This window comes from Paenibacillus sp. sgz302114 (genome assembly GCF_056120345.1).
Genome location: NZ_JBVYOI010000018.1, coordinates 58,379 through 72,452, shown reverse-complemented (window position 1 = coordinate 72,452; position 14,074 = coordinate 58,379). Strand labels below are relative to the sequence as shown.

14 protein-coding genes and 1 rRNA gene are annotated in these 14,074 nt (G+C 50.3%); all 15 read right to left on the bottom strand.

All coding sequences use genetic code 11. From position 1 onward, the window contains the following. Nucleotides 1-75, bottom strand: a 16S ribosomal RNA gene (locus AC0LWF_RS25850); the annotation flags it as partial. Nucleotides 76-357: 282 nt separating this feature from the next. Beyond that, the gene (lysS, locus tag AC0LWF_RS25845) at nt 358-1,863 is read right to left on the bottom strand and encodes a lysine--tRNA ligase (RefSeq protein ID WP_474654403.1); all 1,506 of its coding nucleotides are present in this window, start codon (nt 1,861-1,863) and stop codon (nt 358-360) included. A gap of 184 nt (nt 1,864-2,047) precedes the next feature. Beyond that, nucleotides 2,048-2,524 (bottom strand): transcription elongation factor GreA, encoded by a 477-nt coding sequence (gene greA, locus AC0LWF_RS25840; RefSeq protein ID WP_474654402.1) that lies wholly within the window; start codon nt 2,522-2,524, stop codon nt 2,048-2,050. Between the two features lie 260 nt (nt 2,525-2,784). Further along, on the bottom strand, nt 2,785-3,819 hold the full coding sequence (gene dusB / locus AC0LWF_RS25835; RefSeq protein WP_474654401.1) for a tRNA dihydrouridine synthase DusB: 1,035 nt from the start codon (nt 3,817-3,819) through the stop codon (nt 2,785-2,787). Nucleotides 3,820-3,856: 37 nt separating this feature from the next. Continuing rightward, nucleotides 3,857-4,075: a helix-turn-helix domain-containing protein gene (locus AC0LWF_RS25830; protein ID WP_474654400.1), complete on the bottom strand. Its 219-nt coding sequence runs from the start codon at nt 4,073-4,075 to the stop codon at nt 3,857-3,859. Beyond that, nucleotides 4,027-4,599, bottom strand: coding sequence for a 2-amino-4-hydroxy-6-hydroxymethyldihydropteridine diphosphokinase (gene folK, locus AC0LWF_RS25825; RefSeq protein ID WP_474654399.1), 573 nt, complete (start codon nt 4,597-4,599; stop codon nt 4,027-4,029). Before folK ends, AC0LWF_RS25830 begins: the two co-directional genes overlap by 49 nt. Further along, nucleotides 4,571-4,963, bottom strand: coding sequence for a dihydroneopterin aldolase (gene folB / locus AC0LWF_RS25820; RefSeq protein ID WP_090583020.1), 393 nt, complete (start codon nt 4,961-4,963; stop codon nt 4,571-4,573). Before folB ends, folK begins: the two co-directional genes overlap by 29 nt. 36 nt (nt 4,964-4,999) lie before the next feature. Beyond that, nucleotides 5,000-5,896 carry a dihydropteroate synthase gene (gene folP / locus AC0LWF_RS25815; protein WP_474654398.1) on the bottom strand — a complete coding sequence of 299 codons (897 nt, stop codon included), beginning with the start codon at nt 5,894-5,896 and terminating at the stop codon, nt 5,000-5,002. Continuing rightward, entirely contained in the window at nt 5,893-6,783 is an 891-nt protein-coding gene (locus AC0LWF_RS25810) for an aminotransferase class IV (RefSeq protein WP_474654397.1), read from the bottom strand. Before AC0LWF_RS25810 ends, folP begins: the two co-directional genes overlap by 4 nt. Next, nucleotides 6,780-7,361 carry an aminodeoxychorismate/anthranilate synthase component II gene (gene pabA, locus AC0LWF_RS25805; RefSeq protein WP_474654396.1) on the bottom strand — a complete coding sequence of 194 codons (582 nt, stop codon included), beginning with the start codon at nt 7,359-7,361 and terminating at the stop codon, nt 6,780-6,782. The genes AC0LWF_RS25810 and pabA overlap by 4 nt, the downstream gene beginning before the upstream one ends. Nucleotides 7,362-7,396: 35 nt before the next feature. Further along, on the bottom strand, nt 7,397-8,977 hold the full coding sequence (locus AC0LWF_RS25800) for an anthranilate synthase component I family protein (RefSeq protein WP_474654395.1): 1,581 nt from the start codon (nt 8,975-8,977) through the stop codon (nt 7,397-7,399). A gap of 198 nt (nt 8,978-9,175) precedes the next feature. After that, nucleotides 9,176-10,936, bottom strand: coding sequence for an HAD-IIIC family phosphatase (locus tag AC0LWF_RS25795; protein WP_474654394.1), 1,761 nt, complete (start codon nt 10,934-10,936; stop codon nt 9,176-9,178). Between the two features lie 178 nt (nt 10,937-11,114). Next, nucleotides 11,115-12,053, bottom strand: coding sequence for a cysteine synthase A (cysK, locus tag AC0LWF_RS25790; RefSeq protein ID WP_090583030.1), 939 nt, complete (start codon nt 12,051-12,053; stop codon nt 11,115-11,117). A gap of 122 nt (nt 12,054-12,175) precedes the next feature. Next, the gene (locus tag AC0LWF_RS25785; RefSeq protein ID WP_474654393.1) at nt 12,176-13,138 is read right to left on the bottom strand and encodes a peptidylprolyl isomerase; all 963 of its coding nucleotides are present in this window, start codon (nt 13,136-13,138) and stop codon (nt 12,176-12,178) included. Between the two features lie 19 nt (nt 13,139-13,157). Further along, the gene (gene hslO / locus AC0LWF_RS25780) at nt 13,158-14,057 is read right to left on the bottom strand and encodes an Hsp33 family molecular chaperone HslO (RefSeq protein ID WP_474654392.1); all 900 of its coding nucleotides are present in this window, start codon (nt 14,055-14,057) and stop codon (nt 13,158-13,160) included. Nucleotides 14,058-14,074 lie beyond the last annotated feature (17 nt).

The window sequence follows — 14,074 nt, the reverse complement described above, 5'->3', positions numbered from 1 at the left end:
ATAACTCCGCTCGACTTGCATGTATTAGGCACGCCGCCAGCGTTCGTCCTGAGCCAGGATCAAACTCTCCATAATAGGCGAAATGGCGGAGCCATTTGCGCCAAATGAATTTGCTTGTTAGCTCATTCAAAAAACTAGCTTGTTTTAGACCTTTTGACAGGTCGCTCATTGTTCAGTTTTCAAGGAACAAATTAATTCGTTTTTCGCTTGTCTGCCGTATGTCTCAGCGGCGACTTGATTAATATATCATAACCGCCTAAAGGTTTGCAACCCCTATTTTAAACTTTTTTGATTATTATCGTAAAACATATAAAAAACCGCCGGAGAATCCTCTCCGGCGGCCCTTATAACGAAGTATTATTCGCCTGCACGTTCACGCATAAGCGGGAACAACAGTACATCGCGAATGGATGGAGCATCTGTAAGCAGCATAACCAGACGGTCTATGCCGATACCAAGACCACCTGTAGGCGGCATGCCATACTCTAGCGCACGGATGAAGTCTTCATCCATATCATGCGCTTCGTCATTGCCTTGCTCCTTTTCAACCAACTGCGCTTCGAAACGTTGGCGTTGATCTATGGGATCGTTAAGCTCCGTGAACGCATTTGCGTGCTCACGCGCTACGACGAAGAGCTCGAAACGATCTGTAAACCGCGGATCGGCATCGCTCTTCTTTGCCAGAGGAGAAATCGCAACTGGGTGGCCCGTTACGAAGGTAGGCTGAATGAGCGTATGCTCACAGAACTCTTCAAAGAATGCATTAAGGATATGGCCAAACGTCATGTGCGGTTCAACCTTCACATTGTGCGCTTTGGCATGCGCATGCGCTTCTTCATCCGTCATTTGCTGATTGAAGTCCACGCCTGTTGCTTCTTTTACGAGATCAACCATAGACACACGACGCCATCCTACAGTCAAATCCACCTCTTGGCCTTGATAGTTGATCTTCGTTGTTCCAAGTACTTCTTGCGCGATATGCGCAATAAGCGACTCGGTTAGAGCCATAATATCTTTGTAGTCCGCATACGCTTCGTACAATTCAATCATCGTGAACTCAGGGTTATGGCGTGTCGAGATGCCTTCGTTACGATAAACGCGGCCGATCTCATACACTTTCTCCATTCCGCCGACAATCAGACGCTTCAAGTGAAGCTCAATCGCGATACGCATATAGAGCTGCATATCAAGTGCATTGTGGTGCGTAATAAATGGACGAGCAGCTGCACCGCCTGCAATCGCATGCAAGGTTGGCGTTTCAACTTCCAAATAGCCACGCGCATCGAGGTAACGGCGCATCGACTGGATAATGCGGGAACGCGAAATGAACGTTTGTTGTACTTCCGGGTTCACAATCAGGTCTACATAGCGCTGACGGTAACGCAGTTCTACGTCCTTCAAGCCATGATATTTCTCAGGCAGCGGAAGCAGTGATTTCGATAGAACCACGATTTCCTTTGCTTTGATCGACGTTTCGCCCGTGTTCGTCTTGAACACCGTACCGCGAACGCCAATGATATCGCCCAAGTCTAGCAGTTCAAATGCTTGATACTGGGATTCCTCTACAGTATCTTTACGCGCGTAAACTTGGATTTTGCCGCTGAGGTCCTGGATATGTGCAAAGCCCGCTTTACCCATGCCGCGCTTCTGCATAATACGGCCAGCGACTGTTACTTCAATGGCCTGCTCCTCAAGCTCTTCTTTGCTCACATTCTCATAATCGTCAACAATAGCTTTGGCATGATGAGTTCTCTCGAATTTGCCGCCGAACGGATCAATTCCGAGTCCGCGCAATTGGTCCAGCTTGTCTCTGCGAATTTGCAGAAGCTCGCTCAGTTCTTGCTCTTGTGTATTTTGCTCCACCGCTAGTCATCTCCTTGTAATCCCTGGAAGCCCCATAATGAGGAAAAAAGCTTCCGAAGGAAGCTTTCTCAAAATATAAGAAAGTATAAGTTTATCTCTATACTCTTGGCTTATATTTCACCGCGAAACGTCTGCCTCTGCCCTTGTGGACACGGCATCAACCGTTCTCGTTTGAGGCGCCTGGTTATTTTTTAATATCAACGATTTTATATTGAATAATGCCGGCCGGTACGCTTACTTCAACGATTGTTCCTTTGTTCTTGCCGAGGATAGCTTTACCAACCGGGCTTTCATTCGAAATTTTGTTGTTCATAGGATCAGACTCAGCTGTGCCCACGATTGCATATTCCATCGTATCGCCAAACTCCAAATCTTCAACCGTTACGATCGAGCCAATGCTCACCGTGTCAATATTGATGTCATCGTTGTTGATGATACGTGCATTGCGAAGCATCTTCTCTAGAGTGATAACACGTCCTTCGATAAAAGCCTGTTCATTCTTCGCATCTTCGTATTCGGAGTTCTCACTGATATCACCATATCCGATGGCCACCTTGATCCGTTCAGCAACTTCACGACGCTTGACGGACTTTAAGGTCTCGAGCTCATCTTCCAACTTCCTCAGACCATCTTGCGTAAGAATAATTTCTTTATCGCTCATGTTACCATTTCTCCTGTCGTGTGCCGTTTTTTCATACCGCGTATGAATTCACTGATATTTAATATATTATGCTGCAGGCTCTTGATGACACCGCACAGGAATCTGATTCAACTGTCACTACGCCAGGCGGTCGGTTTGTTATTGGAAGATTATATTGCAACTTAACCTATATGTCAACGAAAGGCAAACAGCAAATGTAATCGCTTACCCGCAGGAAACGCGAGAGGCGCCCGTTACAAGGGCTCTTCCTTACGATGCGATCAGTGATAAACAACTTCATCCGTGGATGTGGAGGCATCGGCTGTAGCAGGCACTAAGCCAAGCTCTCCAAGCGATTCGACATATTGCCCTAAAATCCGCACCATTTTGTCGCGTGTCGTTTCTTCCATAATAACGTCTTTCACGCGCGCTGCGCCTGGAAGTCCCTTCAAGTACCAAGCCAGATGCTTGCGCATCTCGCGAACTGCCGTACCCTCGCCCTTCAGCTTCACAAGACGGTCCATGTGCAAAATCGCAACGTCCATCTTCTCGCTCGGCGACGGATCAGGCAACAATTCACCTGTCGTTAAGTAATGAATGGTACGGTACAGCATCCACGGGTTACCCAAAGCTCCGCGGCCGATCATAACACCGTCGCAGCCCGTATGATCAAGCAGCTTGCGAGCATCTTCCGGCGTGAACACATCACCGTTACCGATGACAGGAATGGATACTGATTGCTTAACATCCCTTATAATGTCCCAATTGGCTACTCCTGTATACAACTGCTCTCTTGTACGGCCATGAACGCTGACCGCTTTGCCGCCTGCACGTTCGACTGCCCGTGCATTCTCAACAGCATAAATATGCTCGCTGTCCCAGCCGATCCGCATCTTCACCGTGACCGGCTTATCAACGCTGTCTACAACGGCGGATACCATCTCGTAGATTTTGTTAGGGTCGAGCAGCCAACGCGCGCCAGCGTCGCATTTTGTCACTTTTGGAACAGGGCAGCCCATATTAATGTCGATAATGTCGGCATTCGTTTGTTTATCGACAATTTTTGCAGCCTCCACAAGCGACTCTCGGTCACCGCCAAATATTTGCAAGCTAAGCGGCTTCTCCCGATCATCGACATACAGCATTTCCAGCGTGCGTTTGTTGCCGTGCAAAATGGCTTTATCGCTTACCATCTCCGCGCAAACAAGCCCTGTGCCGAATTCTTTGGCGATCAGTCGAAAAGCCGGGTTGCACACACCTGCCATCGGCGCCAGCACGACTTTATTCTTCATCTCGATGTTTCCGATTTTGAGCATGGACGTCCAGACTCCCTTCTGATTGTAAAAAGCAACTTTAGTTTTGATTATTGTAATCTGCGGTTAATTCACTATAGCTAATACCTAGTGTATCCGAAATCCGCTCGAGCAGCTTCGGATCAGGCTTGCGGGTTCCCCGCTCTAGTGAGCCAAGTACCGCTACCGATACGTTCAGCTTCGCAGCCAGCTCCTGCTGGGTATAGCCCTTCAGCTTCCGGAATGCGCGGACGCGCCCTGCCAATTGATCGTATTCCATAGCGCAATCCCTTCCCCTCTGTCCAATAACGCTTGTTGTGCGACAGCACGTACTTCTTCTTGCAAGACATGTCCGTCCTGCATGACATCATATAGCGGAACGAGTACGAATGAACGCTCCATCATCCGCGGATGCGGTAATATCAGTTCTTCGCCCTCGAGTGCGACGCCTTCGTACAGCAGCATATCGAGGTCGATCGTTCGCGGCCCCCAGCGGATATCCCGTGTGCGTCCAAGCAGCTTCTCCATCTCCAGCATGACATGCAGCAGCTGCAGCGGTTCAAGCGTTGTCCGCAGAGCGGCCGCCATATTGAGAAAAGCCGGCTGGTCTGTATAGCCGACGGGATCTGTTTCATAAATGGCGGATACACGCGTAATTTTGATAGCCGGATGCTTATCAAGCAGCTGCAGCGCATCCTGCAACTGCTTCTCACGAACGCCAACATTAGAGCCTAGTGCAATATAAGCTTCAACCCATTCCGGTTGAAGCTGGTCGTTAAAGCCTTGCGGGCCGCGTCTCTCCATGTTCATCCCGCTTTCTGCAAAGTTCCACCGTTACCCCGTCAAAATGAATTTCGAACGGCGGATGCGGCTTCGTTACGGACACCGTCACTTCATTTACACTAGTATAAGCGTCTAGCACACCCGATGCAATCTTGCCAGCCAATGCTTCAATCAATTTAAATGGCGGACCTTCGACAATTGTCTTCACCAGCGCGTGAATGTCGGCGTAGTTGATTGTGTGGTCGAGCTCATCTGTTTCCGCCGCTGCGGACAAGTCCATCTGCAACGACAAATCGACATAAAACTGCTGACCAAGGCGGTTCTCCTCTGGAAATACGCCATGGTAGCCGAAGAAACGCATTCCTTTCAGTGTCATCTTATCCATCTTCGTGAATCCCCCCGTTCCTTTGACAAGCTTCGCTCAAATGCGATTTAGTCCGCGAGTGCGATATACAACCGCATCGCTCATTAAAGCCGTTCGTCTATTGTCACGCACATCGTGAACGCGAACAATCTGGCAGCCCTGCGCGATGCCAAGCGCCGTCGTTGCGGCAGTGCCGTAACCGAGCTCGGCGGTATCCAGCTGCAACGTCTCGCGAATGAACTTCTTGCGCGAGGTGCCAAGCAGCACCGGATAGCCTTCCTCAACTAGACGGTCGAGCTGTCCCATAAGCGCGATGTTGTCGTCGTATGTTTTTGCAAAGCCGATGCCAGGATCTAGCCAGATCGCTTCATCTGCCACGCCGGCTTGCTTCGCGATTGCAATGCTTTCTCGAAGATCACCAATGACGTCCGTTACGAGATCGGAATAATTGCGCTCTTGCCGATTGTGGCTAATGATGACCGGGCAGCCGAATGTTGCTGCAACCTCTGCCATTTTGGCATCTCCCTTAAGCCCCCAGATATCATTAATGATATGGGCTCCCGCTTCGAGCGCTTGACGAGCAGTCTCTGCTTTGTAGGTATCGATGGAGAGCGTCATCTCTGGCAGTGCTTCGCGAATTGCTCGAATGACCGGAAGGACGCGCTTCAGTTCTTCTTCGAGCGGAACGGGAGCAAAGCCCGGTCGTGTCGACTCTCCTCCGATATCAATAATATCGGCGCCATCAGCAGCCAGCTCGCGAGCATGGCGAACCGCTGCTTCGGCTTCATTGTAGAGTCCGCCGTCGGTGAACGAGTCTGGCGTTATATTGAGAATCCCCATGAGAAGTGTCCGCGAGCCTAGCTCGAGCTTCACGCCATCCGGAAAGGTGTACGACCTTTGGAAAGGCCACTGACTCTTCGTGTTCGTATGTATAGCTTGTAATGAGTTGATCATCGTTCTGTATCCTCCCGGTAAGCAGCCAGCAGCTCAGTCGTGAGCAGCCCTGCTTGTCCATTGCCTATCGTCTTGCTTGCACCTGTTAGATCTCGTAAGCTGGTGACTGGTACGAGCTCCTGAATGGAGTTCGTGACGAACACTTCATCCGCTTCTATTAGGTCCGACCACGTGTAGAAGCCTTCTTCCACCTCTGCTGCGATACCGGCGCCGCGATTTCGTGCCAGCTCCATCACACGTCCGCGCGTCACTCCCGGCAGAATGCCCGTCTCAATTGAAGGCGTGCAGAGGCGGCCGCCGAGAGCAAAAAACAAGTTGCTGACAATGCCTTCCGCCAGATGGCCTTCCTTCGTCAGCATAAGTCCCTCTGTTCCCGCAAGCGCGCCACTAGCCGCCAATTCTCGCTTCGCAATAATATTATTCATATAATGCAGCGATTTCAGTCGCACTTCGCCTTCAGGCGTGTTCCTCGCCGTCTTCAGTAGCGCCAGCTCGCGTCCATTCTGATAAAGGAAGGGGTTCGACGCAGGGAGCGATTTAACCATGAGCAGTATATTCGGGTTCTCGTAGTTGCCTGTTGGGAGGCCGAGAATATCCTCTCCTGCCGTAACCGTAAGGCGAACATAAGCATCTGTCAGACTGTTTGCTTCCATCAGCTGTTGAAGCCAAGCGGTGAGAACATTTTCGCTCAACCACTCGCTGTTGCAAATGCCTAGAGACTCGCACCCTTGCGCGAGACGATCCAGATGCCGCTGCAATAAGTACGGCTTGCCTCCGTATGTACGGAACGTCTCGAACAGTCCCATTCCATACAAAAAACCGTGATCGTAAACCGAGATCACGGCTTCTTCCTGACGAATAATGCTGCCATTCCAACCGATGTTCATCGTACAGCGCCTGCCCGCATGTTCAGGAAATTGCGAAGCAGCTTATGTCCGTTCTCTGTAATGATTGATTCGGGATGGAATTGAACACCTTCGATCATGTACTCTTTGTGACGCAGTCCCATAATTTCGCCTTCTTCCGTCTCTGCGCTAATTTCGAGGCAGTCCGGGAGTGTTTCTTTTTTGACAATTAGCGAATGGTATCTAGTTGCCGTATAAGGTGAAGGGATACCTTCAAAAATCGTACGTCCGTCATGGTGAATCTGCGAGGTCTTGCCATGCATCAGCTTCTCAGCGCGCACAACGTCGCCGCCGAACGCTTGTCCAATCGCTTGATGGCCAAGGCATACGCCAAAGATCGGGATAACGCCCTTAAAGCGCTCGATCAGTGCAAGGCTAATGCCCGCTTCGTTCGGGCTGCAAGGTCCCGGCGAGATCAGTATATGGTCCGGAGCAAGCGCGGCAATGCCATCCAAGCTGATTTCATCGTTACGCTTGACGACAATCTCTTCTCCCAGCTCGCCAAGGTACTGCACCAAGTTGTACGTAAATGAGTCGTAGTTATCGATGACCAATATCATTTGCGTTTCCCCCTTTTGGAAAATATATCGTTCATTTAGAGGCGGCTCTGTTCCGCCCATTGCTCACTATATTGAATAGCCTTCCACAACGCCTTCGCCTTGCTCAGCGACTCGCGATATTCTCGTTCTGGCTCGGAATCAATGACAATGCCCGCACCGGCTTGAATATGAACGACTTCGTCCTTCACCAGCATCGTTCTAATAATAATATTAAATTCCATATCCCCATTATAGTCAATCCATCCGAGCGATCCGGTATATGGACCGCGCCTTGTCGGCTCAAGCTCCTCGATGATCTCCATCGTGCGGATCTTCGGCGCGCCTGTAATGGTGCCGCCCGGGAAGGTCGCTCCAATGACATCGTAAGCATCTTTGCCTTCTGCGATCGTGCCCTCCACTTGGGAGACCAGATGCATGACGTGGCTATAATACTCGATGACCATCAGCTCTTCTACATGCACGGAGCCAAACTTGGAGATACGGCCGAGATCGTTGCGCTCCAGATCGACGAGCATAATATGCTCCGCACGCTCTTTCTCGTTGCTGCGCAGTTCTTCGGCCATCCGAAGGTCTTCTTCCTCCGTCCGTCCGCGTCTGCGGGTTCCGGCAATGGGGCGCGTCGCGAGCTTGCCGTTCTGCAGCTCAACGAGCAGCTCCGGCGAAGCTGAGACGAGCTGAAAGTCCGGACAGCTCAGATAGCCCATATACGGCGATGGATTGAAGAGCCGCAGCCACTCATACAGCTCCTCGGGGCTCGTCTTCACTTTGCGGCTTTGTCGCTGCGAGAGGTTCACCTGGAACACATCACCCGCCGCGATATAGTGGCGGATGCGCTCAACCGCTGCCTTGTATGCCTCCTTGGCAAAAGGAGACTCGATGCCGTCCACTGCTTCAACGTCAATCTGCAGCGTTTGATCTTCCATTAAGCGGGCGCGTGAGCGCTTCAGCGCCTCGTCCTGCTCGGCTGCCGCTCCGCCCATAAACTGCGACCAGTACGCGGATAGCCGCTCTACGCTCTCGCATGCGGCTGCATAGAGCACTTCCAGCTGCGAGTCCGATTCATTGCCTGCGATAGCGGTATGTACCGAGATATAGAGATGATCTTCCTCATGATCCACGACCCACAGCTCATCCATTCGCATAAACAGATAATCCGGCAGCCCGAGATCATCCGACGCCAGTTCTGGCAGACGCTCAATCGTTCGGATGACGTCGTAGCTCCAGAAGCCTACGCAGCCGCCAGTCCACTTCGGCGCATTCGGCACACGCGGCGCCTTGCGCTCGCCCATCCAGCTGCGCACCGCTTCGAGCGGCTTCGCGCTGTAGGTAGTCTTCGTGCCGTCGGCGATATGGACCGCTTCTGCCGCGAAATCCTTGCCGCGAATGACCGAGACCGGACTCAGTCCGAGGTATGTATAGCGCCCATCCTTGCCGCTCTCTAGCACGAAAGCATACGGAGAGCCCGAACCGAAGTTCTTACCCGCCGACTTCCATGCACGCTCCCAAGAAGCCGGACGCCCTTCACCGCCTACAAGCGGACGTTTCGCAATAAGCGGCAGCGAAGTGTAGCCCTGCTTCCGCCAAGTTAACCAATCCTTAAAGGCTGTCCGTTCCACTATTGCAGCCCCTCCACTTCCAACCGATCATAAGAGTCTCTTGATGCACAACGAACGTATGTAGAAAAGCCACCCGCTGCAATCACCGCTCTTTGTTTGGAAGCTAGTATACCGAAATTGCACGAAAAAGGAAAGTGTCACGCTGGTCAGCAGCAATAAAGAAGGCCCCTTCTTCAGGGGCCTTGAGCCTTGGTCTAGTTATCCGATTAGCGCTCCCGCGGCTTCCTTACTTGTCTCGAAGCAATGAATAATGTCCTTTGAAATGTCTTTATAGGTTTCACGCAAATAATGCCTGATATTATTGGTTACATCTGACGAGTTTTTTACGTAGTGACGTACATCTACGATTTGTACTCGTTCATTCTGCTCCGCAAAGCTTTGGAGCACCGCATTCATTGAGCGATGGTGCAAATGCCGGTCAATTTCCCACTCATGCTCCTTCTCGACTTCGCTGCCATTTAGGAAAATAATCGGCACATGAGCAGGTGTTTGGTTTAGAAGCCATGTCAGGCTTTCCCGGTACTCCTGTTCAGAATAAGGGCCTTCGAAGTAAAAATGCTCAGCAAACCATTCCAGAAATGACTGCGTTATTCTTCCTTTCTGCATCTCAATGATACGCTCCCAGGAAGAGGTTTCCGTGAGCGGCATATTAAAATCCCATACCGCGATCCTAAGTTCCGGATCTTGTTTATGGCGATAGATGCCTAACGAATAATCCATGAGCACACTATAGACGAAGAAATCGTAATTGATCACATTCAACTTGGTCTCAAATATCTTTTTATCATAAAAAGGGATATGTTCGATAAGATAGTCCTTCTTCTCTTGTGGCAGGGAAAAGAACTGACGCAGAATCATCGTATGGTCCCGATGCATATTAAAGCCGCGTTCAGATACATAATTAAACTCCGTTTGTATGGAGTAACCTGCGTGCTTCAAATAATGGGCGATCTGACTTAAGTCGCAACCGCCACGCAAGAAACACGTTAGCTGAGCGTTATCGTTAGCTGCGCCTGAAGCTTGGTGCGTATCAACGTACTGTTCTTCCCGTATCCAGCTTGGAAATACGGCTGGCTGCAGCGCTGTCGCTACTTGTCCTTCAATGGTGACCGAAGGATGTTTCAGCTTCGCATAAAGCCATTGTTCAACGCCAATGTTTAATATGCGGCAAGAAAACAAGAAATGAATACATGTTTGATGTTGAATCGCATAAAAGCCGACGAGTCCATAATCCCCGTAATTGTCTTTAACATGAACACAAGCAGTCTGCACGGATGAATCTTGGATCAGTTCAAGCAGCTCTTGTTTAGCCATCCGGTTTTTCGTGTAGTTTAATTGGTTTGTCCGGTGCACCATTTCATGGATTCTTTCTAAATCTGCTTCACAATTATCATTAATAGCGACTCTAATATTAGACTGAATGAGGAACTCCTCGTTCGAGCTATATCCCTCATAATCCTTAGCTCGCAATTCTAAATTTTTATAATGCTGCAGCCTCGTACGCTTAAGATCGAGTTTGCCTTGAAGCGTAGGCTGATTCAATAAATCACCAATCTGCTCAGGCTCCATGACTTGAATGCCCGGCAAGTAATAGCTAACCTCTTCACGATTGCCGGAATTATCATCAATGAATAGCACATGCGCAGGCTGAAGCTGGGCTCTTTCAATGATTTTTTTCACAAGTGGCCCCTTCGGCATAAAAGCAATCTCAGGAAAAATAAACAGGTCCCATATCGATAATTCTTCCATAGCCTTCCGGGTATCCTCAAAACTATTTTTAGAGCAAATCGAATTCATAATCCCTCTGTCCGTAAGCTGCTTCACGATCTCGACATGCTCCGGGATGACTACAATTCCCTCTTCGCTTAATGTGCCTTTCCAAAAGGTCTCATCCAGATCCCAAATGACCAGCTTAATGTTCTCGATGTTCTCGATCCGTGGACGGGAGTTGTTCTCCATGCTAGCACTCCTTCATCTAAACGCCTTACTGTCTGTTATCGGAATATGAGATTCCATTGTTTAATTCCTTCATTCTCCATTTAGATTCTCGCAAAATAAAATTAACCCATGCAGATGCAGCCATTATCGGCGCACTACACGGGTTATGATGAATTGCAGGCTACTGACAGCCTTTGTATTAGTTCTCGAAGTTGAACAGTGGCGTGGACAAGTAACGTTCGCCGTTCGAAGGAACGATCGCAACTACGCGCTTGCCTTTGCCAAGCTCTTTCGCCACCTTAAGTGCTGCGAAGATTGCTGCGCCGGAAGAAATACCGCAAAGGATACCTTCCTCTTTCGCTGCACGGCGAGCCGTTTCAAATGCTTCCTCGTTCTCAATCGTGATGACTTGATCATAAATCTCACGGTTCAGAATATCCGGAATGAAGTTGGCGCCGATACCTTGGATCTTATGGCCGCCTGGGTTACCGCCAGAGAGAAGCGGAGAAGCAGCTGGCTCAACCGCTACGATCTTAATGCCTGGGAAGTTCTGTTTCAGCACTTCGCCTGCACCGGAAATCGTACCGCCTGTACCGATACCCGCTACGAATGCATCCAGCTTGCCATCAAGCGAGTTAATCGCTTCTACGATTTCTGGGCCTGTCGTTTCGCGGTGGATCTTCACGTTCGCTTGGTTCTTGAATTGTTGTGGAATGAAGTAATTCGGATTCTGTGCTGCCAACTCTTCTGCACGGCGAACCGCACCGTTCATGCCTTCTGCTCCTGGTGTAAGCACCAACTCTGCGCCATAAGCGCGAAGCAAGTTGCGGCGCTCAACGCTCATTGTTTCCGGCATAACGAGAATTGATTTATATCCTTTAGCAGCAGCAACCATTGCAAGGCCGATACCTGTGTTGCCGCTTGTTGGTTCAACGATTGTGTCGCCTGGCTTCAGGCTTCCATCTTGCTCAGCAACTTCAATCATGCTGATTGCAATGCGGTCCTTAACGCTTGCACCCGGGTTCTGGTACTCCAGTTTCACATAAATTTCTGCGCTGTCCTCTGGTACCAAACGGTTCAAACGAACAAGCGGCGTATCCCCAATAAGCTCAGTCACGCTCTGTACAATTCTAGCCATGAAATGTGCTCCTCCTTATTCCGACTAATTCAGTTGGTATTACTTACATCTTACCAACGAAACCCATTAGTTGTCAATAGCCTGGTTGATTCAAAAGTCCTTATCATTTCAATAAGAAATGATTATGGCTGTACTGTTTTTGCATCATACTTCTGGAGAAGTTGATCCTCGAACGAACGGAGCCCATTCAGCTTGGACAATGCAATGTCCTTCCGCGCTTGTTCCCGCTGCCGACTGCCGCTCACTTCCTCTTCGGTCTTCTTCTCCAGCAGCTGGATGATTGCTTGCCCGCTCTCCACCGCAATTGGACCTGTCACTTCACCGACACCTAGCTGACCAGCGGCTTCAAGCATGGCCTGCTCGGCGAACGGATCATCTGAATCAATAAAGCCAAGATCGCCGCCGCTCTCCGCCGTATCCGTATCCACCGAATACGTACGAGCCATCAGGGCAAAATCTTCGCCATCTGCAAGCTTGTCCAGTATATCGTCCGCCGACTTCGTATCCGGGACTACGATCCAGGCCAAATGCAATTGCGTCCGTGCCGCATATTGCTCTTTATTATTCGCTATGTAAGCCTCGATCTCCGCATCGGTGACATCCACCGAACGGACCGCCACCTTCTCGAGCAGCAGCCGATACATCGTGTCTTCATGAAGGCCTTCCCGCGTTAAGCCAAGCTGTTCCTTCATGGCATCATAATAATGCTGCTCATCCTCGTAGCCTTCCATCAACGCCGCCAGCTCATCGTCGATTTCCTGATCTGTCACTTGCAGCCCGTAGGCATCCGCTTCGAGCTTGGTAGCCGCGCGCACCATGAGCGTCCGCAGGAGCTGATCGCCGTACTGCTTACGCAACTGCTCATTGAGCTGCTTCACTGTAATCTGCTCGCTGCCGACTTTAGCCGCAATCGTCTCTTCCGTCGAGGACGGCGTGCTCCCTTGCAGCTGCCCGCCGTCAATCTCAGTCTGCGGTGCTGCCTTGGGCGGGAGCAGTACCCGGAATACAACGACAATCGCCATAATAATCATACATACAGCCTGAAGCAGTACAATGCTCCTCAGTACCCGGTCTTTCTTCAACATTGCGCTTAACGCCTTTCGATTATTGAATCGGTTTCGGCTTTGCCTGTTCCAGCAGCATCTCCATCTGAGAGCTATCAAACGTATACGTCTCGTTGCAGAAATGACATACAACTTCAGCTTGGCCATCATCTTCTATCAACCGTCTAATTTCAGGCTCGCCCAAGCTAATCAATGTCCGCTCCACCCGTTCCTTTGAACATAGACATTCAAAAGCAATATTCAACTCATCCATCAGGTTTATATCATCGCCCACGACATTGCGAAGCAAACTCTCCGGGGTCTCCCCTTGGCTAAGCAGAGACGAAATCGGCGGCAATGCGGAGATCGCTTGCTCGAGCTTCGACAGATCCGCATCGGAAATGCCCGGCAGCACTTGCACAATAAAACCGCCTGCGCTAATGACAGTGCCATATTCATCTACAAGTACGCTTAGTCCCACAACCGAAGGCGTCTGTTCTGATTTGGCGAAATAGTACGTGAAATCTTCCGCCAGCTCGCCCGACACAATCGGAATGCTGCCACGGTACGGCTCTTTAAGGCCCAAGTCCTTGATAATATGAATGTAGCCATTGCGGCCGACTGCACCTGCAACATCAAGCTTGCCAAGCTCGTTAGCTGGAAGCTGCACCTGCGGGTTATCCACATAACCTCTCACATGCCCTTCGGCATTCGCATCCACAACGATTGAACCAACAGGCCCATCGCCTTTGACTTGAATCGTCAGCTTTTCCTCGCCCTTGAGCATGGCACCCATCATAGCGCCTGCCGTAGCTGTACGGCCAAGCGCAGCTGTCGTCGTCGGTAACGTTTGGTGACGTCCCCGCAATTCTTCAACAAGCACAGTTGTTCTAACTGCAAAAACACGCAGCTGCCCGTTCCAGGCAGTGCCGCGCACTAAATAATCATGTGTTCCTGACATATGAAGCTCCTCCTAAA

Coding starts and splice junctions, on each gene's coding strand:
- greA (WP_474654402.1), bottom strand. CDS start 2,524: ATGAGCGATAAAGAAATTATTCTTACGCAAGATGGTCTGAGGAAGTTG.
- dusB (WP_474654401.1), bottom strand. CDS start 3,819: ATGCTCAAAATCGGAAACATCGAGATGAAGAATAAAGTCGTGCTGGCG.
- AC0LWF_RS25830 (WP_474654400.1), bottom strand. CDS start 4,075: ATGGAATACGATCAATTGGCAGGGCGCGTCCGCGCATTCCGGAAGCTG.
- folK (WP_474654399.1), bottom strand. CDS start 4,599: ATGGAGAGACGCGGCCCGCAAGGCTTTAACGACCAGCTTCAACCGGAA.
- folB (WP_090583020.1), bottom strand. CDS start 4,963: ATGGATAAGATGACACTGAAAGGAATGCGTTTCTTCGGCTACCATGGC.
- folP (WP_474654398.1), bottom strand. CDS start 5,896: ATGATCAACTCATTACAAGCTATACATACGAACACGAAGAGTCAGTGG.
- AC0LWF_RS25810 (WP_474654397.1), bottom strand. CDS start 6,783: ATGAACATCGGTTGGAATGGCAGCATTATTCGTCAGGAAGAAGCCGTG.
- pabA (WP_474654396.1), bottom strand. CDS start 7,361: ATGATATTGGTCATCGATAACTACGACTCATTTACGTACAACTTGGTG.
- AC0LWF_RS25795 (WP_474654394.1), bottom strand. CDS start 10,936: ATGGAGAACAACTCCCGTCCACGGATCGAGAACATCGAGAACATTAAG.
- cysK (WP_090583030.1), bottom strand. CDS start 12,053: ATGGCTAGAATTGTACAGAGCGTGACTGAGCTTATTGGGGATACGCCG.
- AC0LWF_RS25785 (WP_474654393.1), bottom strand. CDS start 13,138: ATGTTGAAGAAAGACCGGGTACTGAGGAGCATTGTACTGCTTCAGGCT.
- hslO (WP_474654392.1), bottom strand. CDS start 14,057: ATGTCAGGAACACATGATTATTTAGTGCGCGGCACTGCCTGGAACGGG.